Source organism: Ensifer sp. NPDC090286 (assembly GCF_044769565.1).
GTDB lineage: Bacteria > Pseudomonadota > Alphaproteobacteria > Rhizobiales > Rhizobiaceae > Ensifer.
Window position 1 is genome coordinate 682,617 of sequence record NZ_JBIVYF010000003.1, and the last position, 23,198, is coordinate 705,814.

Sequence of the window (23,198 nt, forward strand, 5' to 3'; positions counted from 1 at the left end):
CGGCGACGACGTGGCCGCCTTCAATCTCGCGGTCATCCTGGATGAAGGAAAGCTGGTTGCCGAGGACAACGCGAAGGCCGCCAAGTTCTACCGGCTGGCCGCCGACCGCGGCAATGTCGACGCCATGGTCAATCTCGGCCTGATGCTCGAGAACGGCGAAGGCATCAACAAGGATATCCCCGCGGCACGGGAAATCTTCCGCAAGGCGGCCAATGAAGGCGATGCGTTTGCCGGCCAGAAGCTCGCCGAACTCAGTGTAAGCAATGGGTTTGAGACAGCCATGCTGCCCAAGGCCAGCCGCATCAAGTAATCGAACACGCCTCCCAAGGGCCACGCGGGTCGGAGATCCCATGATCTTCGGCCCGCGTTTTCGTTTGGAACAGCCCCTAAGAGCCGACTAGCGGATTTCGCCTGCCTGCGGCCCCCAGGTATCGGTCAGCGCGAAGCCGTCGGCCAGCGGATCGAACGGATCGAGCGCCACCTGGTGCAGGCCGAAGGTCCAGCCTCGGCCGGCGATCGTCGGGATGATCGCCTCGCGGCCGGCAACGGTGGTCACACCTTCGAGGCCGACTTCGAACTCCGAACCGATGATCGAGCGCGATTTCAGGACGTCGCCGACCTTCACCTTGCCGCGCGCATGCAGCGTCGCGAGGTTGGCCGAGCTGCCCGTGCCGCAGGGCGAACGATCGACGCGGCCCGGCCACATGGTGGTGCAGGTGCGGATCGTGCCGTCGGCCTCGACATCACGGAACATCACATAGGCGACGCCCTTGATCTCGGGGATTTCGGGATGGACGACCGGGGTGGTGCGGTTGACGATGTCTTTGAGGATCATGCCGGCTTCGACGATCTCGCGGGCGTTCGCCTTGTCGATCGTCGTGCCGATCTGGCCGACATCGACCAGGGCGTAGAAGATGCCGCCATAGCAAAGGTCGAGCTTGATCTTGCCCCACTGCGGCGTGTCGACCTCGACGTCGAGCTCATGCACGAAGGACGGCACCATGGTCAGCTTCACCTTCTCGCACCGGCCGTCGCGGCAGGTGGCGGTTGCCTTGACGAGGCCGGAGGCGGTGTCGAGCATGACGACGGTCTCGGGTTCCTTCATCTCGATGATGCCGGATTCCAAGAGCGCGGTCGTGACGCAGATCGAGTTCGAGCCCGACATGGCGTGCGCCTGGTCGGCCTGCAGGATGATGAAGCCGGCGTCAGCTTCTGGCCGCTTCGGCGGCACCAGCAAGTTGACCGAGCCGATCGAGCCGGAACGCGGCTCCAAGCATAGGAACCGGCGCAGGCTGTCGTCGACCGTGTTGATGTGGTTGAGCTGCTCGGCGATCGAGTTGCCCGGGATCTTCGGCACGCCGCCGATCGCGACCTTGCCGATTTCGCCCTCGCAATGAACGTCCAGCAACTGGATCGTGCGCTTCCACCGCATGCCGTTTCTCCAACGCGTTTGCCATCGCCTCAACGACGATCATGGCTGATATATCAGATGCGCCTGCATTACCGCTTTCCGCGGTCGCCCGCAAGAAAAACCGCGAGCCGCTCTTCGTCTGTCGAGCCCAAAGATGCGGCTTGACGCAAGTCCGCCCGCACGACAGCTTGGGCCAATCGGACGCAACCCTCTGGAACTCCATGACAAAGCTGATCATCTTCACCGACCTGCACATGGTGCCCGAGGGCACGACGATCATCGGCCTCGATCCGTATCAGCGGCTGGCCAACGGCATTGCCCATGTCAACCGCTACCATGCGGATGCGGACCGAGTCGTCTTCATGGGCGATCTCACCCACCACGCAGACCCTGCGTCCTACGAACGCCTGAAGCGGCTGATCAATCAGCTGACGCCGCCGGTCGCCATCACCATCGGCAATCATGACCGGCGCGAGGTGTTCCGCGAGGTCTTTGCCGACGCGGCGACCGACGAGAACGGTTTCGTGCAGCAGGCAATCGATTTTGCCGACTGCCGTATCCTCCTGCTCGATACGCTGTTTGCCCCGCCCTATGATTATCCGACCAGCCATGCGGGTGTGCTTTGCGCCAAGCGGCTCGCCTGGCTCGACAGGCAACTGGCCGATGCCGGCGACCGGCCGGTGCTCATCTTCATGCACCATCCGCCGCACAGGACGGGCTTTAGCGGCATGGACATGATCCGGCTCGCCAACGAGACGGAGTTTTACGACCTCGTCAAACGGCACGGCAACGTGCGGCACATCTTCGCCGGCCATGTGCACCGGACGATCAGTGGCTCCTGCGGCGGCATTCCGTTCTCGGTCTTCAAGAGCCCCGTACACCAGCAACCGATGCCCTTCGATGCACCCGACGCCTCGCTGTCGGTCGACGAGCCGGCCGCCTATGGCATCGCCGTTGTAACCGACGATGGCGTGCTAGTGCATACGGAGGACTACGAGATCGCCCGCCGGGACGCCGCCATCGCGTAAGGGCCATTTCAGACCGCGGACCTTCATGCTAGTTTGAGGCTATGACCGAACCCGTATCCCTCGACGAAAGCTTCGATTGCCAGAGCTGCGGCGCCTGCTGCGCCTATTCGGCCGACTGGCCGCGTTTCTCGCTGGAGACGGACGAGGAGCTCGACCTGATTCCGGCGGAATATGTGTCCGCCGACCTCGGCGGCATGCGCTGCGAGGACGATCGCTGCTTGGCGCTCAGCGGCAAGCTCGGCGACCATGTCGGCTGCAAGATCTACGCGATCCGGCCGATCGTCTGTCGCACCTGCATGCCCGGCGACGACGAGTGCCTGATGGCCCGCGAGAAGCACTTCGGCAAGGCCGCATAACACCGGATCATCCGGTGATTTTGCGAACATTCCGCATCCTCTGCGGCTCCGCATGCACCGGACGGTGAAACATTCCGCGAAAGATCAAATTTGCCGGATGGATGTACGGTGAAAGGAAGCGTATTTTCCGGCCACGATCGGGCGCGCGCTGCGCCCTTCAAACCGCTTCCCGGAGGATAGCGCTCGATGAGCCAGACACCGCTTCACAAGACCACTGCAGAGACCGGCGCGCCGCAGGCTCCCTTTGCCGAATTCGCCCCGCCGGTTCGACCGCAGAGCACGCTGCGCCAGGCGATCACCGCCGCCTACCGCCGGCCGGAAACGGAAGCACTGCCGGCACTGGTCGAAGCTGCAACGCTCGACGCGGCCACCCGTGCCGCCGCCGCCAAGACCGCCCGCAAGCTGATCGAGGCGCTGCGCGCCAAGCACAAGGGCTCGGGCGTCGAAGGACTGGTGCAGGAATATTCGCTGTCGAGCCAGGAAGGCGTGGCGCTGATGTGCCTGGCCGAAGCGCTGCTGCGCATCCCGGACACGGCAACCCGTGACGCGCTGATCCGCGACAAGATCGCCGACGGCGACTGGAAATCGCATATCGGCGGCGGTCGCTCGCTGTTCGTCAACGCCGCCACCTGGGGTCTCGTCGTTACCGGCAAGCTGACCTCGACCGTCAACGACCGCAGCCTTTCCGCCGCCCTCACCCGCCTGATCGCGCGTTGCGGCGAGCCGGTCATCCGCCGCGGCGTCGACATGGCGATGCGCATGATGGGCGAACAGTTCGTCACCGGCGAGACCATCGACGAGGCGCTGCGCCGCTCGCGCGCGCTCGAGCAGAAGGGCTTCCGCTATTCCTACGACATGCTCGGCGAAGCGGCGACCACAGCCGCCGACGCGGAGCGCTACTACCGCGACTACGAGCAGGCGATCCATGCGATCGGCAAGGCATCGGCCGGCCGCGGCATCTATGAAGGCCCCGGCATCTCGATCAAGCTTTCGGCCCTTCACCCGCGCTATGCCCGTTCGCAGGCCTCGCGCGTCATGGAAGAGCTTTTGCCGAAGGTGAAGGCGCTCGCCGTCATCGCCAAGAAATACGACATCGGCCTCAACATCGACGCGGAGGAAGCCGACCGTCTCGAACTTTCGCTCGACCTGCTCGAAGAGCTGTGCCTCGACAAGGACCTCGCCGGCTGGGCCGGCATGGGCTTCGTCGTCCAGGCCTACGGCAAGCGCTGCCCCTACGTGCTCGACTTCATCATCGACCTTGCCCGCCGCGCCGAACGCCGCGTCATGGTGCGCCTCGTCAAGGGCGCCTATTGGGATGCCGAGATCAAGCGCGCCCAGCTCGACGGCCTGGAAGACTTCCCGGTCTACACGCGCAAGATCTACACCGACGTTTCCTACATCGCCTGCGCCAAGAAACTGCTGGCCGCGACCGACGTGATCTTCCCGCAGTTTGCCACCCACAACGCGCAGTCGCTCGCGACCATCTACGAAATGGCCGGCAAGGACTTCAAGGTCGGCAAGTACGAGTTCCAGTGCCTGCACGGCATGGGCGAGCCGCTCTATGACGAAGTGGTCGGCAAGGGCAATCTCGACCGTCCCTGCCGCATCTATGCGCCTGTCGGCACCCATGAGACGCTCCTTGCCTATCTCGTTCGTCGCCTGCTCGAAAACGGTGCGAACTCCTCCTTCGTCAACCGCATCGCCGACCCGAAGGTTTCGGTCGACGAACTGATCGCCGATCCGGTCGAGATCGTCCGCGCCATGCCCGTCGTCGGTGCGCCGCACGACCAGATCGCGCTGCCCGACAACCTCTTCGGTGAAACGCGCCGCAACTCCGCCGGCCTCGACCTTTCGAACGAAGCGGGCCTCACCTCGCTGACCGCAGCGCTTCAGGCAAGTGCTGCCGTCGACTGGAAGGCCGTGCCGCTGCTGGCAACCGGCCCTGCCTCCGGCGAAACCCGTGCCGTCCTCAACCCCGGCGATCACCGTGACGTGGTCGGCTCGGTCACCGAGGCCTCGGAAGCCGACGCCCGCCAGGCAGCTAACCTTGCCGCCAAGGCAGCTGCAAGCTGGGCTACCGTTTCGCCGGCCGAGCGCGCCGCCTGCCTCATGCGCGCTGCCGACCTGATGCAGGCGCGCATGCCAACCCTGCTCGGCCTGATCTCGCGCGAAGCCGGCAAGTCGCTGCCGAACGCGATCGCCGAAGTGCGCGAGGCGATCGACTTCCTGCGCTACTACGCCGAACAGACGCGCCGCACGCTCGGCCCGGCCCACAAGGCGCTCGGTCCGATCGTCTGCATCAGCCCGTGGAACTTCCCGCTGGCGATCTTCGCCGGCCAGATTGCCGCAGCGCTGGTTGCCGGCAACCCTGTGCTGGCAAAGCCTGCCGAGGAAACGCCGCTGATCGCCGCCGAAGGCGTGCGCATCCTGCACGAGGCCGGCATCCCGGCCGCAGCGCTGCAGCTGCTGCCCGGCGACGGCCGCATTGGTGCCGCACTGGTCGCAGCTCCTGAAATCGCCGGCGTGATGTTCACCGGCTCGACCGAAGTCGCCCGCCTGATCCAGGCGCAGCTTGCCGATCGGCTGTCGCCGGCCGGCCGGCCGATCCCGCTGATTGCCGAGACCGGCGGTCAGAACGCTATGATCGTCGACAGCTCGGCGCTTGCCGAGCAGGTCGTCGGCGACGTGATCGCCTCGGCCTTCGACAGCGCCGGCCAGCGCTGCTCGGCGCTGCGTGTTCTCTGCCTGCAGGAAGACGTGGCCGACCGCACGCTTTCGATGCTGAAGGGCGCTCTGCACGAGCTGAAGATCGGCCGCACGGACCGCCTCTCGGTCGATGTCGGTCCGGTTATCACCGCAGAAGCCAAGGGTATTATCGAGAAGCACATCGACACGATGCGCGGCCTCGGCCGCAAGGTTGAACAGATCGGTCCTGCCTCCGGCACCGAGCAGGGCACCTTCGTGCCGCCGACGATCATCGAGCTCGACAAGCTCTCCGACCTGAAGCGCGAAGTCTTCGGTCCGGTGTTGCATGTCATTCGCTACCGCCGCGACGATCTCGACCGGCTGATCGACGACATCAACGCCACCGGCTATGGCCTGACCTTCGGCCTGCACACGCGCCTCGACGAGACGATTGCCCACGTCACCTCGCGGGTGAAGGCGGGCAACCTCTACGTCAACCGCAACGTCATCGGCGCCGTCGTCGGCGTACAGCCCTTTGGCGGACGCGGCCTCTCCGGTACCGGCCCGAAGGCGGGTGGCCCGCTCTATCTCGGCCGCCTCGTCGCCACGGCCCCGGTGCCGCCGCAGCACAGCTCGGTTCACACCGATCCTGCTCTGCTCGACTTCGCCAAGTGGCTCGACGGCAAGGGTGCCAAGGCGGAAGCCGAAGCCGCCCGCACCGCCGGCAGCAACTCGGCCCTCGGCCTTGCCTCCGAGCTTCCGGGCCCGGTCGGCGAGCGCAACCTCTATGCGCTGCATCCGCGCGGCCGCGTGCTTCTGGTACCGGCGACGGAAACCGGTCTCTACCACCAGCTGGGTGCCGCCCTTGCCACCGGCAACACCGTCGTCGTCGACGCGGCTTCCGGCCTGCAGGCTTCGCTGAAGGACCTGCCGGCGAGCGTCTCCGCACGCCTCTCCTGGTCCAAGGACTGGGCAACCGACGGTCCGTTCGCAGGCGCGCTTGTCGAAGGTGATGGTGCCCGGGTGCGCGCGGTCAGCAAGACGATCGCCGGCCTGCCGGGCCCGCTCGTTCTCGTCCAGGCAGCCTCGAGTGAAGAGATCGGCAAGAACCCCGACGCCTATTGCCTGAACTGGCTGCTCGAGGAGGTCTCGACCTCGATCAACACGGCCGCGGCCGGCGGCAATGCCAGCCTGATGGCGATCGGCTGATCGACATCGGTCACACGACAAGAATGCCTCTCCCGAACGTGGGAGAGGCAATGAAGAAACAGGGGCATCATCCAGCGGTAACGGCCGTCCCCTATCCACCTCATCACCCCCTGTGCGCCATCACAAGGATCCAGCCGCGCCGCGTCGGCGGCGCGAAAAATGAGTCTTCCCACGGCGCAGACGCGCCGTGACTGGATTGCTGTGGCAAGCAGGGGATTGACGGCGGAAACACGCGGCCTCAATTACAGCGCCGCGCCAGATCCGGCGCTGATCCAAACCATTGTGGCGCCGCCCCCAACAATCCGTTATCAGCTTCTCAAGAAACGGAAGCAGCCATGTTCACCCTCAAGCGCATTGAAACGGCAAACCAGGACGTCAAGAAAAGCCGCTTTCTGGCCTTTGCCGCGCCCATTGCCGACGAACAGGCTGCGAAAGACTTCCTCGCCTCCCATTCCGACCCGACGGCCAATCACAATTGCTGGGCCTGGCGGCTCGGCCAGGCCTACCGCTTCAGCGACGATGGCGAGCCGAGCGGCACGGCGGGCAAGCCGATCCTGGCCGCCATCGACGGCCAGGATCTCGACGGCGTCGCGGTCGTGGTGACCCGCTGGTTCGGCGGCATCCTGCTTGGCAGCGGCGGCCTGGTGCGCGCCTATGGCGGCACGGCGGCGCTGTGCCTCAGGGCGGCAGAAAAGATCGAGATGATCGAGACCGTGCGCGCCACCGTCGCCCTCGACTTTTCCGATATGGCACTGATCAAGGCGCGGCTTCTCGCGCGCGATGTGGCGATCAATAACGAAAGCTTCACCGACAAGGGGCCCGTACTGACCGTCGAGCTGCGCAAGGACGAGGCAGAAGCGATCCTCGCCATGGTCGTCGACCTCAGCCGCGGCAAGGCCGTGGTTTCGCTGGACGACTAGGCTCTTGGGTCCGAGAAACCTCGCGACGCCGCACCGATCGGAACGACCAAAAGATGTGCGCGGATCTCTGCGTCACATCTCACGCTAATTTACTCGATCCAAACAGTCATACTAGAAGCGCCCCAGCCAGCGTATGATCCGCGACGCACAACAGGAGACAGCACAATGAAGACGAGAGTTCTTGGCAAGACCGGCGCAACCATATCCGAGATCGGCTTCGGCGCCTGGCAAATTGGCGGCTCCTGGGGCGATGTCAGCGAGGCGGACGGCAAGCGGGCGCTCAATGCCGCGCTCGACGCCGGCGTGACCTTCGTCGACACCGCCGACGTTTATGGCGACGGCCGCTCCGAAAAGATCATTGCAGCGGTGTTGAAGGAACGCGGTGGCGACAAGCCCTTCGTCGCGACCAAGGCCGGCCGCCGGCTGAGCCCGCATGTCAGCGAAGGCTATACGGGCGAGAACATCGAAGCCTTCATCGACCGCAGCCTTACCAATCTCGGCGTCGAGACGCTCGACCTGGTACAGCTCCATTGCCCGCCGACCGAGGTCTACTATCGGCCGGAGCTGTTCGGCGCGCTCGACCGGCTCGTCGCCAAGGGCAAGATCCGCCACTACGGCGTCTCGGTCGAAAAGGTCGAGGAAGCGCTAAAGGCGATCGAATATCCCGGCGTTGCGACCGTGCAGATCATCTACAACATCTTCCGCCAGCGCCCGCACGAGCTGTTCTTCGCCGAAGCACAGAAAAAGAACGTTGGCGTCATCGTGCGCGTGCCGCTCGCCTCCGGTCTGCTTTCGGGCAAGATCAACCGCGAAACCGCATTTGCCGCCGACGACCATCGCAACTTCAACCGGCATGGCGAAGCCTTCGATGTCGGCGAGACCTTTGCCGGCGTGCCGTTCGAAGCGGCGCTGGAAGCGGTCGAGCAGCTTCGCCCGCTCACGCCTCAGGGCGTGCCTATGGCGCAGTTTGCGCTGCGCTGGATCCTCGAGCAGCAGGCGGTCTCCGTGGTGATCCCGGGCGCCCGCAACGAGGCGCAGGCACAGTCGAATGCCGCGACCAGCGCGCTTGCTGCCATCGACGACGACACGAAGGCGGCGATTGCAGCGGTTTACGAGCGGCTGGTGAAGGTTCATGTTCATCACCGCTGGTAACTGACGCCTCGCCGACGGGGCGGCCAAGGGAGGTGCAGCGATGACCGAAGCCTTCGACCTGCAACGGTTTATCGACGCTCAGGACCGCGTCTATGCCGCGGTCCTCGATGAACTCGGGCATGGCCAAAAGCGAACCCACTGGATGTGGTTCATCTTTCCGCAGCTTGCCGGCCTCGGCCATTCGCCGATGGCACAGCGCTACGCGATCTCCGGGCTCGACGAAGCGTCGGTCTATCTCGCCCACCCGGTGCTCGGCCCGAGGCTGCGAGAATGCACCAAGCGCGCAAATGCGGTTGCGGGCAAATCGGCCCACGACATTTTCTCAAGCCCCGATGACATGAAGTTCCGGTCATCGATGACCCTGTTTGCCGAGGTCGAGGAAGACGGAGGACCGTTCGGAGCGGCGCTTGCGCGCTATTTCGCGGGAGAGAAGGATCGGCGCACTATGGAGATCCTGGCGCAGCGGCGTTGATGCCGGCGTTCAAGCGCTCAGGAAGCGCGCTTCGGCGACCCTCAGAGGTTGGTCGTCGAATTGATCAGGAAGAACAGGATCATGAAGGCACAAACCGAAAGGCCAGCAACAATCACCAGCAGTTCTTTCATCATATAGCGATACATCGGCACCTCCTTTCTTCGAGCGGCCCCTTCCTCCTTCATATAGGAAGCCGCGGGACCGATTTTCACACTTCGGCGTCAAAAGATCGTGAACCCACCAGCGCTTTCGTGATCGGGGTCTCAATCGTAGCAACCCGGCCCATTCGCCGCCGCAACACCGCTCCCGAGAAGCGTAAATCATTATATACTAACATATATTATTGTCTCCTAATCCTTTAGAAGGGCGGCGTTGCCGGAACTGACCCGGCGCCCGAAGCCCCACCGGATGCGGCGCACTGCCCGCTCCTTCGAAACAAGCGGCACTACCACCATTGACGAACGGCAGATCGCTTCTTAAATCTACACTCAACGTCAGGTTTAGATAGGTGTCGGATTGTCGTCGCTCATGCAGATTGGGGAATTGTCGGAACGGGCCGGCGTCAGCCACCGCACGATCCATTATTACGAGCGGCTGGGCCTGGTGAAGCCGGCCGAGCGCGAAGGGGCCGGCTACCGCTACTATGACGAGACCGCTGCGAAACGGCTGGAGAAGATCGCGGCGCTGAAGCGTCTCGGTCTCAGCCTCGACGAGATCGCCGCAGTCATCGACCTCTATTTCGAGGATGCCAGCGGCATCCGGGGCAAGGAGCGCGTGCTGGAAATCCTGCAGGCCCAACTCGACAAGACGAATGCCCAACTCGACGAACTCTCGACATTCAAACGGGACCTCGAAAACAACATCGCCCGCATGCACGGGCTGATCGCCGAGGCGCGGCAAAAGTGAACGCGGCACGAACGGGACGCGGCATATGTTAAATCTACATCTGACGTCAGGTTTTATTCATAGATCCGCGTGCCCCGCCAGCTCCCTGCCGGGACTCCGCTTCCGTTGTCGGCAGCATCCGCTTCTCAGGTGCCCCCTTGGCGATCCGCGATCGGTTTCATGACCACCTTCCGCCCCCCAACCAGACAAAGGAGCTCTGGACATGCCGCATAGACGCCCTCTCGCGGTTCTTGCCGCCTTCGGCCTTGTCGCCAGCACGGCAACCGCAAACATGGCCTTCGCAGAGACAGGAGAGAGGCCCGCTGCAAGCGATAGCGCTCGGCCCGCAGCCGCCACCATCGGCGCCTTCATGCCCGCCGGTTACCGCGAGGCGGGCCGCCGCACCGCCATCGTCGATGGTGAAGCTGCGGAACTCGTCCGCTACGCGCGCGCCGACGGACGCAATGCAACGCTCGGCGGCGAGCATTTCAGCACCGTCATCGCCGACGATGGCCGCCTCAAGGGCTTTGCCCGGATCGACCTGGATCTGGTCGGCCGCCCATTGCCGACCCGCGAGGAAGCGCAGGCAATCGCCATGGATTTCCTGCGCGAGGCAGCGCCAGACCTTCTACCGGGCATGAGGATCAGCTGGATCGACCCGCATGACGAACCCCTGCGGGTTGCCCGCAACGGCCGCAGCGAAGACCTGACCCTCACGGGCATGAAGGTCAAGATGCGCAACCAGGCCGACGGCCTTTGGATGTGGGTCATCGTCGGCGCGGACCGAAAGGTCATGGTCTTCGAGCGCGACATTCACTGGATCAGCTTTCCCGGCCGCCGCGGAACGGAAAAGTGGCTTCACGATGCCTGGCTCGTCGAGAAGGGCTACAGCGTAGGCCAATCCTAGCGCTACAAGGAAGGCGCTTGGGGGTTAGGAGACGTGCGTCGCGAAACGTAAGGCCGCGACGCACGTACCGGCCGAGATATTTGGGCGCCACAGATACGTCGGCCGCGCCAGAAATGGCGGCCAAACGTATTGCCCTCACTACGCCTAAGCTAACAGGCGAATTCCGTGAGGCGAAATAGAGAAACCCTTCTGCGCAGCTTCCCGCCAATCGCACTGGACAATCTTATCCAAACTCAACCACGGAGCCGCCCCCGTGTGCGGACGCCGCCAGCGGCTTGAATGCCAAAACATGAAGTGAAGATACAATATGCCGGACGAGAACCGCTCATTCGAGAGCTGTCCGTTCTTCCAGATCCATGCGTCAGGGCTCTGCAAACCATCCGGCCAAAGACGTTCGCCACCGCCAGGTGTCGTATAACGCTCAACCAGGAGCGACTTCGGCGCCAACAGCCTTTTGATGACATGCTTGCGGCGCGGCACCATCATCGTTGTCAAAGCACCTTCGTCCAAACCGAAGTGTTCGACGGCCGCTATTCGCTCACGCCAATTTGGAATGCGTTTGGCGATTGTCTGCATTTTGGGCGTATTTCGAAAAACCGACAGATGACCGGCCATTCTGTCTGAATGCGATGAAATCGCTTCATACCTGTCAAGAATATCGTCAGTGTATATCGCCCGCAAATCTCCAAAAACAATATCATTGTCGCAATACCCAAAATACTTGTAGCCTTCCAGCTGCCTTGAGAATATCAACCCCAAAAATGGCTTTAAATCACACAACTTATATGGCGTTAGATTGTGAAGATCGACGCCAACTTCGCTGGAGAGTTTCTCTCTATAATCATCAAACGAATAGTGAATAAACTTTACATTTGGCGCATTGTTTTCAGGCTCATCTTGATCAGTTGGTATCAACCAGTCAATTTCACGATTGTGCTTACAGGACTCGATAAAGAAATTTATCCATTCAGGCCACGCCCCGAACCATGGCGAAATAAGCAGCAATCGTTTCATGCAAATGAGCACTCGATCTTAATAAGCGATGGCTTATTGTATTCTTGGATAAAATCCACGTTAAAGCATCGAAATATTATTGAATATTGCCGCGCCTGTTTCATCCACAGCACATCAAGATCTTCCGACGTCAGCGCGCGGACGGCAGCAAAGCCTGGAGAAAACCCGCCAAGTTGCAAAATTGCGCACCGCTCATCGGACCACTGCGGAACAGGGCAAAACCGAGCGAAAGGGCGTCGTCATACGACCGTGCAAAAAAGCTAGTAAGCTATTGAAAAGAATGGCGCACCCGAAGAGATTCGAACTCCTGACCCCCAGATTCGTAGTCTGGTGCTCTATCCAGCTGAGCTACGGGTGCGTTTGTCTGCCGCGGTCAAACCGCTTGCGTGAGCGGTTCTCTAAAGGGTCCTTTCGGGGATTGCAAGCGCCGTTCCGCAAAAAAATTCATTTTTACGACGGCAATTCCGCTTTGCTGTGGAAGGACGAAACCGTGCCGGTGCTGAATCCGCTGGAAAGCAAGGCATCGTGGCCTGCGAGCCTGGCCGCGAATTTTTTCGAGGGACCCGCATTTGCCGCTTTCGCTTCGCACGGTCAGCCGTATCGCGGAACGCGCGCAGCCCATTTGTGAATGGAATCATTGAAAACGACGCAACCTCGGGCCCCACCTGCGTCGCCTAAACGCCGGTCTAATGGCGGAACTTCGAACGGAAGGCGTCGAGCGGCACCGGCCGGTCGGGCAATTCGATGCGGAACAGCGTGCCGGGCGTCGGCTTTTCGACGAGCGCGATCGTGCCGCCATGGGCAAGCACGAGTTCCCGGGCGATCGCGAGGCCAAGGCCTGTACCGCCGGAGCGGGCCGAACCGCGGAAGGCAGCAAAGAGGTTCTCCCGGGCCTTCGGCGGCATTCCAGGCCCGGTATCGTCGACGGAAATGGTGACGACGCTGCCGATGCGCATGGCGGAGACAGCGACGGCCCGTGGGCGCCCGTCCTCCGGCTCGTGATTGGTCAGCGCCTGCACGGCGTTGCGGCAGATATTGTGCACCACACGAAAGAGCTGCTCGCTGTCGGCGTCGACCTCGAGATCGTCCTGCATCTGGATCTGGAAATCGATGCCGGCTTGCGGATCGATCGCCAGCAGTTCGGCGACATCGGAGACCAGCGGCTTCAGCGCGACGAAGCGCCGATGCGGCTCGGCCTCGGTGGTGCGACCATAGGACAGGACTTCGCGGGTGTAGCCGACGGCGCGGTCGATGGTGCGCAAAAGGGTCGGCGCGAAGCGCTTGACGACCGGATCGTCGACGTCGGCCAGCCGGTCGGAAATCAGCTGCGCCGAGGACAGGATGTTGCGCATGTCGTGGTTGATCTTCGACACCGCGAGCCCGAGTTCGGCCAGGCTCTTCTGCTGCTTCAGCGTCTTTTGCAGTTCGCGCTGCATGCTGGCGAGATGCTGGCCGGCGACGGCAAGTTCGTCGTGACCCTGCGGCGGCACGAGCACGCGGGCGGGATCGGCCGGGTCGTTGGAAAAGTCCTGCATGTTCGCCGTCATCCGCCGGATCGGCGCGATCAGCATGCGGTTGATGGCGAGAAAGATCAGCGCCGCGGTGATCAGCGAAATGATCAGCGACAGGACAAAGACATTGCGCGAGTAGACGAGCATCGCCTTGCGCAGGCTCGCATCCTTCATCAGGAGCTCGATCGTCGCATCGCTTTCGCCAAGCGGACCATAGACGCGGATCACGCGATCGCCGCCGAAGAGCAGCGTGTCGAACGCATCGCGGATGGCGGCGACGGCGGTGGAATTGGCGACGTCGTACTCGCCCTGGATCTCGAGCGGCATGTCGGTGAGCGCAATCATGCGCGAGGCGTCCTTGCGCCGGATGACGATCGCCTTGGTGCCGGTCGCCATCAGCGTGTCCTTCTGGACGCTGCGCGGCAGCTCGACATTCTGCAGACCATCGACGACGACGGCTGCGGCCGCTGCCGTATTCAGCCGATCCTCGAGCCAGCGGATGCGCATGGTAGCAACGGACGGAGCGAAAATCAGCACTTCGGCCAGCATGACGAAAACGATGGTCAACAGCAGCAACTTGCCGGATAGACCTCGGAAAAACCCGGCACTGGTTCTCAATGCCTCGCCTGCCTTCGCCGGACGTGTTTCTTCCGCCATGCCTTAAAAACTTTCCTGCCCGTCAACCAAAACGCCTGGGACCCCGTATGAACATCCGGGCCATGGGGCATCGCGCCTGGAGCGCATAATAGGAGATGGCGGCCGTTTTTCCAATCGCTGACGGACTTTAGAGGGTGCGGCATAGGCGCGGCCATCTCTCCGTCTCGTGCCGTCGATCATGACCAAGGATCGCATCCCGCTCATCTTTCTCCCCTCGCATCGCCGAAGCAAATCTCGGCACACCGCCGCCTCGGCTCGACCTACCTGCACAGAATTGGCATCGATGTAAGTCACCCAGGGAACAGTTCGCGTGGCGCGCCCTTGCGGACGACGACGACAGCCCTGCCGATGATCAGACGGCAAGTCTTGATGGCCTCGAAAACAGAAAGCCCGCGGCACCTTGTGGCACCGCGGGCTCCAATCACCTGGCGAGGCTATCCGCCGATCAGAACTCTTCCCAATCGTCCTTGGCGGCCGCCGCAGCGGAGCCGCCGCCGCCAAAGGCGCGGGCAACGTTGCCCATCATGCGCCGTGCCGGCGATGCGACCGGCTGGGCCGTCTCGCGGGCCACGGCGATCGGCCGCGCGGCAACATTGTCGACCTTGAAGTAGGCGATCAGGCTCGCGAGATTGTTGGCTTCACCCGAGAGCTTGTGGGTTGCGGCATTCGCCTCTTCCACCATGGCAGCGTTCTGCTGGGTCACCTGGTCCATCTGGTTGACAGCGGTGCTGACTTCGCTGAGGCCCGTCGATTGTTCGCGCGCGGCGGTCGCGATCGAGTGGATGTGGTCGTTGATTTTCAGGACCCGTTCCTCGATCTCGCCAAGCGCCGAACCGGTCTCCTGTACCAGGCGGACGCCGGTTGCCACTTCGCTGCCGGACTTGGAGATCAGCGACTTGATATCCTTGGCGGCACTTGCGGCGCGCTGTGCGAGCTCACGCACTTCCTGCGCGACGACTGCGAAGCCCTTACCTGCATCACCGGCACGGGCTGCCTCGACGCCGGCGTTCAGCGCCAGGAGGTTGGTCTGGAAGGCGATTTCGTCGATCACGTTGGTGATCTGGCCGATTTCGCTCGAAGCCTGCTCGATGCGCCCCATGGCGTCGACGGCGTTGCGCACGACGGCTGCCGACTGGGCGGCGCTGTGCTTGGCCTCGTTGACCATCACGGTCGCTTCCTGGGCCCGCTCGGTGGAGCTCTTCACGGCAACGGTGATCTGATCAAGAGCGGCAGACGTTTCCTCAAGGGCGGCCGCCTGCTGTTCCGTGCGCTTGGACAGATCGTCGGCGGCCGAGCGCAGTTCGGACGAGTTGCCATTGATCGAGTCGGTCGTCACACGGACCTCGCGCAGCGTCTTTTGCAGCGTGGAGAGCGTCTCGTTGACGTTCTTCTGCAGCTCGGCGAAGGCGCCCTGGTAGTGGCCGTTCATGCTCTGAGTCAGGTCGCCGGCCGCAAGGCTCGCGATCACCCGGCGGGTTTCGGCGATACCGGCATCGACGCTGCCGACCAGCTCGTTGACGCTGCCAGCAAAGCGGTTGAGATCGTCGTTCTCGTAGTCCTTGCCGATGCGCTTGGTGAAATCGCCGGCGGCGGCGGCCGCAACGACGACACCGATGCTCGACTGCAGGTCGGCGCTCTTTTCACGCAGCACCGCTTCCTGGGCGTTGAGGTCGCGGACGGCAAGGCCGTTCTGCTTGAAGACCTCGACGGCTTCGGCCATTTCGCCGATCTCGTCTTTTCGGCCGACGAAGGGCACCGTCGCGGCGAGATCGCCGCCAGCCAGCTGCTTCATCTTGCCCGTCAATTCAAGGATCGGACGGCTCAGATGGTTGGTGGCGATGTAGAAGGCGGCGCCAATGCCTGCGATGAGGCCGAGGCCGGCGATAGCAAGAATCGTGACGATCACGCTGCGTTCGAAGACGGCCGTGTCAGCCGTCACGACTTCAAGCGTCTTCAGGTTGATGTCGACGACGCCGTCGATCTGTTCCTGGAACGCCTTGCGGTTCGCACGGTTGGCGTCGGTGTTGCCCTGCTCGTTGGCAGCCTGGGGCGAAACTTCTTCGCCAAGCCGCGCCGTCTCGACGCGGAACGTCCTGAATTCCGCGGCGCGCGCGACCAGCGTGTCGAAGGACGCCTTGGTTTCGGCGGGGATCAGCGGGCGCCACTCGGCAAGCAGCGTATCGATCTTGTCGAGGTTCTTGCGGATGCCTTCGGCAAACGGCTTGGCCTTCTCGACGGTCGGGGCGGCATAGACGCCGCGCGATTCCATCACCACCGCGGTCACCAGGCGGTTGAGGCGTTCCGCGTTGAAGGCGCGCGTCGCCACGTTCTCGTACTGGTGGAATTTCTCGTTGTATTTGTTGACGGCGACCAGCGACATGCCGGTCACAGCAACGGCCAGCACACTCATGATGCCGACAATTAGATTGATCTTACCGCGTATTTTCATCCCGACCTCCACGGAGTGACGAGAGCGTCCGATTATCGGACATGCCGCCGCCCCATATGCACCGGGAAGACCCTAAAATAGGCGTGGTTAATAAAGCTCGTCGGCCTCGACCGGCATTCTGGGGAGATCCAGTTAGGGCTCCCTTTACCAATCTCGGCTAGTTGACCTTCCTTTTCGCGGTCCGACGGATCGCCATTGGCGGGTGCACCGGCGCTTTTTGCGGCGCTGTCGCCACTGAATCGCCGCCCGCAATTGACTTTCCGGGAAAATTCCCCTTATAAGCCGCCCACGTCCGGTCAAGCCCTCCTGCCCGAAATGGCGGAGCCATGTCCGATAACGTAAACGCTCCTTGCTACACGCAAACCCAAGAAGGGCCGCACACCGCGGTATTAAATAAATGAAGCGTACTTACCAACCGTCCAAGCTTGTCCGCAAGCGTCGCCACGGCTTCCGTTCGCGTATGGCTACCAAGGGTGGCCAGAAGGTCCTCGCAGCCCGCCGGGCTCGTGGCCGCAAGCGTCTTTCGGCTTAAGCCGAAACTGCCCGAAACCAGTGTCCGGGCACATGACGTCAGATAAAGACAAAACGACTGTCGGGCGGCTGAAAAGCCGTCCGCAGTTTTTGGCCGTTCGGGCTGGAGAAGGCCGCAGAGGCCCCCTGTTTCTCCTCGAAGTGCTCGACCGCAACGATCCGGAAGGCGAAGCCCGCGTCGGCTTCACCGTGACCAAGAAACACGGCAATGCCGTCGAGCGAAACCGGATGCGCCGACGCCTGAAAGAGGCGGTGCGGCTTTCCGCCGGGTTTGCAATGAAACCCGGACACGACTATGTGATTGTCGCCCGACGCGAACTCCTGAATGCTCCCTTCGACGCCTTGACCCGGGGCCTTCACGAGCGCATCGAAAACAAGCCGAAACAGAAGCGGCCGCCGGCCGGTTCCAGGAAACTATGATGGAAAAAAACCGCAACTATTTCGTGGCGATTGGCCTGTCCGTGCTGATCCTCATTGCCTGGCAGTTCCTTTACGTCAATCCGAAGATTGAAAAGGAACGCATCGCTGCGGAAGCGCTGCAGGCCCAGCAGGCACAGTCGCAGTCGGCAACGCCGGCACAGCAGACGCCAGGCCAGGCCCTGCCGGGTGGCGGCGCAATCCCGGGCGCCGGTGAAAACCGCGACCAGGCCATTGCCAAGTCGGCCCGCGTTGCGATCGACACGCCGGCGCTTTCCGGCTCCATCAACCTGACCGGCGCCCGCTTCGACGACCTGAAGCTCAAGGAGTACCGCGAGACGGTCAATCCGAAGAGCCCGGTCATCACCCTTTTCAGCCCGGCTGAAACCGCTGACGGTTACTTTGCCGAAATCGGCTATGTCGGCAGCGACGCGACCGGCACCGTGCCCGGCCCGCAGACCGTCTGGACGCTTTCGGGCGGCGACAAGCTGACCTCGGCAACCCCGGTGACGCTCACCTTCACCAACGAAAAGGGCGTCACGTTCAATCGCACCATCTCGGTTGACGAACATTACATGTTCCAGGTGGTCGACAGCATCAAGAACGGTGCAGCCGAGCCCCTCAGCCTTTCCTCCTACGGCCGCGTGACCCGCTTCAACAAGCCGACGACGCCGAGCGTCTACGTGCTGCATGAAGGCTTCATCGGCGTGCTTGGCGAACACGGCCTGCAGGAACTGAAGTACGGCAAGATCGAAGACGAAAAGTCGGTCGAGCCGGGCAAGGCGACCGGCGGCTGGCTCGGCATCACCGACAAGTACTGGGCAGCGGCCATCGTTCCGCCGCAGGCAACCCCCTACGACACGCGCTTCACGCACTTTACCGACGGTCGCGCCCGCTACCAGAGCGACTACAAGAGCGACGCGATCACGGTCGCGCCTGGCCAGTCCTCGGAAATCAAGAACCTCGTCTTTGCCGGCGCCAAGGAAGTTCCTGTCGTCGACAACTATGAAGTGGCCTACTCGATCCCCAACTTCGACAAGCTGATCGACTGGGGCTGGTTCTACTTCATCACCAAGCCGATGTTCAAAATGATGGACTTCTTCTTCCGTCTGTTCGGCAACTTCGGCATCGCCATCCTGATCACCACCATCGTGGTCAAGGCCATCTTCTTCCCGCTCGCCAACAAGCAGTACGCATCGATGGCGAACATGAAGAAGGTTCAGCCGAAGATGGAGGAACTGAAGAAGAAGTTCGGCGACGACCGCATGGGGCTGCAGCAGGCGATGATGCAGCTCTACAAGGACGAGAAGATCAACCCGCTCGCGGGCTGCTGGCCGATCCTGATCCAGATCCCGGTGTTCTTCGCGCTCTACAAGGTGATCTACATCACCATCGAAATGCGTCACGCACCGTTCTTCGGTTGGATCCGCGACCTCTCGGCGCCGGATCCGACGACGATCGTCAACCTCTTCGGCCTGCTGCCGTTCGATGGTCCGGCCTTCCTGCACCTCGGTGTCTGGCCGATCATCATGGGCGTCACCATGTTCGTGCAGATGCGCATGAACCCGACGCCGCCGGATCCGACCCAGGCGATGCTGTTCACCTGGATGCCCGTGGTCTTCACCTTCATGCTGGCCTCCTTCCCGGCCGGTCTGGTGATCTACTGGGCCTGGAACAACACGCTTTCGGTGCTGCAGCAGTCGATCATCATGAAGCGCCAAGGCGTGAAGATCGAGCTCTTCGACAATCTGAAGGGCTTGTTCTCGAAAAAACCCAAACCGGCGGAGTGATGCCGGCCGACACCACAATCGCAGAGCCCCGGACTTCGGTCCGGGGCTTTTTTGTTTCCACGCCGCGGCGCGACACGCGGATGGCGTTGACGCGGGCGTGCGGTGCGGGCATCTGGCGTTATTGAAATCAGCGCGCCCCTGCTCCAGGACAACTTGCCATGACCGACCCGTCGGCCACTTCCGCCCCGTTTGCCGCCAACGAGAAGCTTGGCGCCCTGCTCGTCTTCGGCTCGGCCTTCTTCTGGAGCTTCGGCGGCGCCATTGCGCGCTTCCTGCACATTTCCGACAGCTGGACGATCGTCTTCTGGCGCTGCCTGTTCGCCGGCCTGTTCCTGCTCGCCTTCATGCTGGTGCGCGACGGACCGCGCGGCACGGTGGCGCTGTTCAAGGGCATGGGCTGGCCGGGCATCGCCGTCGGGCTCTGTTTCACCATCGCCTCGACGTCCTTCATCATTGCGATCTCCTACACGACGATCGCCAATGTCGTTCTGCTCGGCGCCGGTGTGCCGCTGTTTGCAGCACTGATGAGCTGGGTATTGTTTCGCGAACGGGTCTCGCGCTTCACCTGGGGTGCGATCACCGCCGTCATCTTCGGCGTCGGGATCATGGTGTCGGAAAGCCTGACGGGAACAATGTCACCGGTCGGCGACGCGCTGGCGCTGTTGATCCCCGTCGTCTTCGCACTGGCGACCGTCATTACCCGCCGCTACCCGCATGTGCGCATGACGCCCGCCACCTGCTTCGGCTGCTTTGCCGCAAGCGGCATTGCCGCCAGCCAGTCGTCGGGCCTGGCGGTGACCGGGGGCGAACTCGCGCTGCTCTTCGTCTTCGGCGCCTTCAACCTCGGGCTTGGCATGGCGCTCTTCGTCACCGGCGCCCGGCTGGTGCCCTCGGCGCTGGCCGCACTGCTCGGGACGGCGGAAACCGTGCTGGGGCCGCTCTGGGTCGCGATCATCCATGGCGAGGTACCGAGCAGCCGGACGATCGTCGGCGGCACCTTCATTCTTCTGGCGTTGCTTGCCTACCTGCTCAACGAGTTCCGGCGGACGCAAACCATCCCCACACGGCCGGTCCGCACGCCGACGCCTTGACATCCACGGCCAAAACCTTGAAGCCAAGGACTTTCTCGATGAAGGACCGACCGCCGATGGCCGATACCAGACCCAAAGACGACAAGCCGTTGTTCGGCCGGCCGTGGATTTTCATTCGCGGCGTTCCCGCCATGAAATTCCTGCCACCCGAAGGACCGGCCGAGATTGCCTTTGCGGGTCGGTCGAACGTCGGCAAATCGTCGTTGATCAACGCGCTGGTCGGCCACAAGGGCCTGGCGAGAACCTCCAACACACCTGGCCGCACCCAGGAACTCAACTATTTCGTGCCGGACGGTTTTTCCGGCGAGGCCAACGACCTGCCGCCGATGGCACTGGTCGACATGCCCGGCTACGGCTATGCCCAGGCGCCGAAGGACCAGGTCGATGCCTGGACGAAACTCGTCTTCGACTATCTGCGCGGCCGCTCGACGCTGAAGCGCGTCTATGTGCTGATCGACAGCCGTCACGGCATCAAGAAGAACGACGACGAGGTGCTCGACCTGCTCGACAAGGCAGCGGTCTCCTATCAGCTCGTGTTGACCAAGACCGACAAGATCAAGGCCGCCGGCGTGCCGCGGCTGGTCGCCGAGACGCTCGAAAAGATCAAGAAGCATCCGGCCGCCTACCCGGAGGTCCTTTCGACCTCTTCGGAAAAGGGGGAAGGTCTCGAGGAACTGCGGGCCGCGATCGCCACGGCGATTGCCCACTAGCGGAACCCGCGCGACAATCCCGGGGCGGCGCGGCCTCGGCAACCTCTGCCAATCCTCTGTCTTTGATCTCTGTCACTACCCCGACATGCAATCCGCTCTATCTCTGCGTTGCGCCCAGAACGGTGGCGCGGCCAGAGATAGGAGTGAGACATGTCCGATTTGATCGTTGTCGGGTTCGATTCCCCCGAGGAGGCTGACAGAGTTCTGGTCCGGCTCGCCGGGCTGAAGAAGGAATATCTGATCGATCTCGAGGATGCCGTGGTCGTCGTGCGCGACACCGAAGGCAAGGTCCACCTGAAGCAGAGCCTCAACCTGACGGCCGTCGGCGCCACCTCGGGCCTGCTCTCCGGCTCGCTCTGGGGCGGCCTGGTCGGCCTTCTGTTCCTCAACCCGCTGGCGGGCTTTGCAATCGGCGGCGCGCTGGGCGCGGGTGCCGGCGCTCTCTCGGGGTCGCTTAGCGACTACGGTATCGACGACGAATTCATCAAGTCGCTCGGCAACACCATCCCGAACAATTCCTCCGCTCTGTTCATCCTGGTGCGCAAGGTTCAGCCGGAAAAGGTTCTCGCCGAATTCCCCGACCTGCGCGGCCGCGTGCTGAAGACGTCGCTTTCGCCCGAACAGGAGCAGAAGCTGCAGGCAGCCCTCTCCGGCGCAGCACCGGCTACGCCGCCTGCCGGCGCCTAGTCGTCCGGCTGACTTATCGAGACAGCACGAAGGCAAGCGCCAGGCCATTGATGCAATGGCGCTTGCCGGTCGGTGGCGGGCCGTCGTCGAAGACGTGACCGAGGTGGCCGCCGCAACGGCGGCAATGGCATTCCGTCCGGGTCATGAGCAGCGAATTGTCTTCCCGTGTCGCCACGGCATTGGGGAGCGATTGCCAGAAGCTTGGCCAGCCGGTGCCGCTGTCATATTTCGCCTCGGACGAATAGAGCGGCAGCGCGCAGCCGGCGCATTGGAAGGTGCCCTTGCGCTTTTCGTGGTTGAGCGCGCTGGTAAAGGGGCGCTCCGTATCCTCGTGCCGCAGGATCCGGTACTGGTCGTCGGTGAGGGTCGCCCGCCATTCGGCATCTGATTTGACGACTTCGAAGGTCTCCGTTCCCGCAGCCCATGCCAGCGGCGTGAGGCCGCGGAACGCGAATGCTGCGGCCAATGCCGTGCCTGCCATCAGGAAGACGCGCCGGCTGATCATGATAACCTCCTACCTGACCTAAAGCGCGTCACGATCATTCGTGCGGTGCGCTGTAAGTTGTCGATTTGTCGGATGTCCAGATCGACGATAGCGCCCGGACGGAGCCACTGCAAAACAATGCCGTTCAAAGCGTCGTGACGCGGCGAAAAGCCATCCCGTGCGACAGATGCGCCAGGCCGCCGGCAGCGGCCCGGCGCATCGGAGGGTCAGCTTTTCGGCAGGAGAACCTTGTCGATCACGTGGATGACGCCGTTCGACTGCTTGACGTCGGCGATCGTTACCGTCGCGGTACCGCCGGTTTCATCGGTCAGCATCAGCTTGCCGCCATCCTCCCTGGCTTTCAGCACACAGCCCCCGACCGTCTTGACGTCATGCTCGCCGCCGTCCTTCTTGATCATCTCGGCAATCGTCGCCGACATCGCGTCGGCGGCAACCACATGGCAGGTCAGGACCTTGGCGAGCTTGTCCTTGTTTTCCGGCTTCAGCAGCGTATCGACAGTACCGGCCGGCAGTGCGTCAAAGGCGGCATTCGTCGGCGCAAACACCGTGAATGGCCCCTTGCCCTCCAGCGTCTTCACCAGGCCGGCGGCCTTGACGGCGGCGACCAGCGTCGTGTGATCCTTGGAATTGACCGCGTTTTCGACAATGTTTTTCTCCGCATACATCGGCGCGCCGCCGACGACAGGATTTTCGGCGTGGGCGACGAATGCACTTGCTGCGAGGACGGACGCTGTTGCGACCAAGCGGATGGCAGACGTGAACATCTTCTCTTCCTTCCTGTTGAGGGAGGCGGCATAGCGCCGCCCGCCGA

22 protein-coding genes and 1 tRNA gene are annotated in these 23,198 nt (G+C 62.8%); 16 read left to right on the plus strand and 7 right to left on the minus strand.

What is annotated here, in order from left to right:
* The first annotated feature begins 10 nt into the window (after positions 1 to 10).
* A complete protein-coding gene (locus tag ACIQUG_RS18480; protein WP_402323747.1) occupies positions 11 to 310 on the plus strand; it encodes a tetratricopeptide repeat protein in 300 nt (99 codons plus the stop codon).
* 87 nt (positions 311 to 397) lie between these two features.
* Here the strand turns inward: ACIQUG_RS18480 and ACIQUG_RS18485 are convergent, their stop codons facing one another.
* Positions 398 to 1,432, minus strand: a complete 1,035-nt coding sequence (locus ACIQUG_RS18485) for a proline racemase family protein (RefSeq protein ID WP_402323444.1) — start codon at positions 1,430 to 1,432, stop codon at positions 398 to 400.
* A 200-nt stretch (positions 1,433 to 1,632) separates the two neighbouring features.
* On the opposite strand from ACIQUG_RS18485, the gene ACIQUG_RS18490 reads away from it, so the two are divergent.
* The 8 genes from ACIQUG_RS18490 (at position 1,633) to ACIQUG_RS18525 (ending at position 11,025) form a co-directional block, all read left to right on the plus strand.
* A complete protein-coding gene (locus ACIQUG_RS18490) occupies positions 1,633 to 2,439 on the plus strand; it encodes a phosphodiesterase (RefSeq protein WP_402323445.1) in 807 nt (268 codons plus the stop codon).
* Positions 2,440 to 2,480: 41 nt separating this feature from the next.
* On the plus strand, positions 2,481 to 2,795 hold the full coding sequence (locus ACIQUG_RS18495) for a YkgJ family cysteine cluster protein (RefSeq protein ID WP_043618902.1): 315 nt from the start codon (positions 2,481 to 2,483) through the stop codon (positions 2,793 to 2,795).
* Between the two features lie 186 nt (positions 2,796 to 2,981).
* Positions 2,982 to 6,689: a trifunctional transcriptional regulator/proline dehydrogenase/L-glutamate gamma-semialdehyde dehydrogenase gene (gene putA / locus ACIQUG_RS18500; protein WP_402323446.1), complete on the plus strand. Its 3,708-nt coding sequence runs from the start codon at positions 2,982 to 2,984 to the stop codon at positions 6,687 to 6,689.
* A gap of 335 nt (positions 6,690 to 7,024) precedes the next feature.
* Positions 7,025 to 7,609, plus strand: a complete 585-nt coding sequence (locus ACIQUG_RS18505; protein ID WP_402323447.1) for an IMPACT family protein — start codon at positions 7,025 to 7,027, stop codon at positions 7,607 to 7,609.
* A 165-nt stretch (positions 7,610 to 7,774) separates the two neighbouring features.
* Entirely contained in the window at positions 7,775 to 8,761 is a 987-nt protein-coding gene (locus ACIQUG_RS18510; protein ID WP_402323448.1) for an aldo/keto reductase, read from the plus strand.
* A gap of 40 nt (positions 8,762 to 8,801) precedes the next feature.
* Entirely contained in the window at positions 8,802 to 9,233 is a 432-nt protein-coding gene (locus ACIQUG_RS18515; protein ID WP_402323449.1) for a DUF1810 domain-containing protein, read from the plus strand.
* Positions 9,234 to 9,761: 528 nt separating this feature from the next.
* The gene (locus ACIQUG_RS18520) at positions 9,762 to 10,139 is read left to right on the plus strand and encodes a MerR family transcriptional regulator (RefSeq protein WP_402323450.1); all 378 of its coding nucleotides are present in this window, start codon (positions 9,762 to 9,764) and stop codon (positions 10,137 to 10,139) included.
* A gap of 202 nt (positions 10,140 to 10,341) precedes the next feature.
* Positions 10,342 to 11,025, plus strand: coding sequence for a hypothetical protein (locus ACIQUG_RS18525; protein ID WP_402323451.1), 684 nt, complete (start codon positions 10,342 to 10,344; stop codon positions 11,023 to 11,025).
* Between the two features lie 144 nt (positions 11,026 to 11,169).
* Here ACIQUG_RS18525 and ACIQUG_RS18530 read toward each other — a convergent pair whose 3' ends face one another.
* Entirely contained in the window at positions 11,170 to 12,039 is an 870-nt protein-coding gene (locus ACIQUG_RS18530) for a DUF6625 family protein (protein ID WP_402323452.1), read from the minus strand.
* Between the two features lie 281 nt (positions 12,040 to 12,320).
* Positions 12,321 to 12,397 (minus strand) — tRNA-Arg (locus tag ACIQUG_RS18535).
* 24 nt (positions 12,398 to 12,421) lie between these two features.
* On the opposite strand from ACIQUG_RS18535, the gene ACIQUG_RS18540 reads away from it, so the two are divergent.
* Positions 12,422 to 12,667, plus strand: a complete 246-nt coding sequence (locus tag ACIQUG_RS18540; RefSeq protein WP_402323453.1) for a hypothetical protein — start codon at positions 12,422 to 12,424, stop codon at positions 12,665 to 12,667.
* A gap of 58 nt (positions 12,668 to 12,725) precedes the next feature.
* On the opposite strand, the gene ACIQUG_RS18545 is transcribed toward ACIQUG_RS18540, so the two are convergent.
* Together ACIQUG_RS18545 and ACIQUG_RS18550 are read right to left on the minus strand one after the other, a co-directional pair.
* Positions 12,726 to 14,207, minus strand: a complete 1,482-nt coding sequence (locus ACIQUG_RS18545; protein ID WP_043616856.1) for a HAMP domain-containing sensor histidine kinase — start codon at positions 14,205 to 14,207, stop codon at positions 12,726 to 12,728.
* 445 nt (positions 14,208 to 14,652) lie between these two features.
* Positions 14,653 to 16,656 carry a methyl-accepting chemotaxis protein gene (locus ACIQUG_RS18550; RefSeq protein WP_402323454.1) on the minus strand — a complete coding sequence of 668 codons (2,004 nt, stop codon included), beginning with the start codon at positions 16,654 to 16,656 and terminating at the stop codon, positions 14,653 to 14,655.
* A gap of 397 nt (positions 16,657 to 17,053) precedes the next feature.
* Between ACIQUG_RS18550 and rpmH the strand changes: the two genes are divergently transcribed.
* From rpmH to ACIQUG_RS18580, 6 genes are all read left to right on the plus strand, one after another.
* Positions 17,054 to 17,188: a 50S ribosomal protein L34 gene (gene rpmH / locus ACIQUG_RS18555; RefSeq protein WP_077962533.1), complete on the plus strand. Its 135-nt coding sequence runs from the start codon at positions 17,054 to 17,056 to the stop codon at positions 17,186 to 17,188.
* 20 nt (positions 17,189 to 17,208) lie between these two features.
* Positions 17,209 to 17,607, plus strand: a complete 399-nt coding sequence (gene rnpA, locus ACIQUG_RS18560) for a ribonuclease P protein component (protein ID WP_034797300.1) — start codon at positions 17,209 to 17,211, stop codon at positions 17,605 to 17,607.
* A complete protein-coding gene (gene yidC / locus ACIQUG_RS18565) occupies positions 17,607 to 19,394 on the plus strand; it encodes a membrane protein insertase YidC (RefSeq protein WP_402323455.1) in 1,788 nt (595 codons plus the stop codon). The genes rnpA and yidC overlap by 1 nt, the downstream gene beginning before the upstream one ends.
* Positions 19,395 to 19,552: 158 nt before the next feature.
* Complete coding sequence (locus tag ACIQUG_RS18570; RefSeq protein ID WP_060607210.1) at positions 19,553 to 20,485, plus strand: DMT family transporter; 933 nt, start codon at positions 19,553 to 19,555, stop codon at positions 20,483 to 20,485.
* A gap of 56 nt (positions 20,486 to 20,541) precedes the next feature.
* Positions 20,542 to 21,195 carry a ribosome biogenesis GTP-binding protein YihA/YsxC gene (yihA, locus tag ACIQUG_RS18575; protein ID WP_402323748.1) on the plus strand — a complete coding sequence of 218 codons (654 nt, stop codon included), beginning with the start codon at positions 20,542 to 20,544 and terminating at the stop codon, positions 21,193 to 21,195.
* 150 nt (positions 21,196 to 21,345) lie between these two features.
* Positions 21,346 to 21,882 (plus strand): DUF1269 domain-containing protein, encoded by a 537-nt coding sequence (locus ACIQUG_RS18580; protein ID WP_043616846.1) that lies wholly within the window; start codon positions 21,346 to 21,348, stop codon positions 21,880 to 21,882.
* 13 nt (positions 21,883 to 21,895) lie between these two features.
* On the opposite strand, the gene msrB is transcribed toward ACIQUG_RS18580, so the two are convergent.
* Both msrB and ACIQUG_RS18590 read right to left on the minus strand, forming a co-directional pair.
* Positions 21,896 to 22,387, minus strand: coding sequence for a peptide-methionine (R)-S-oxide reductase MsrB (msrB, locus tag ACIQUG_RS18585; protein WP_402323456.1), 492 nt, complete (start codon positions 22,385 to 22,387; stop codon positions 21,896 to 21,898).
* Between the two features lie 206 nt (positions 22,388 to 22,593).
* Entirely contained in the window at positions 22,594 to 23,151 is a 558-nt protein-coding gene (locus ACIQUG_RS18590) for a fasciclin domain-containing protein (protein WP_402323457.1), read from the minus strand.
* Positions 23,152 to 23,198 lie beyond the last annotated feature (47 nt).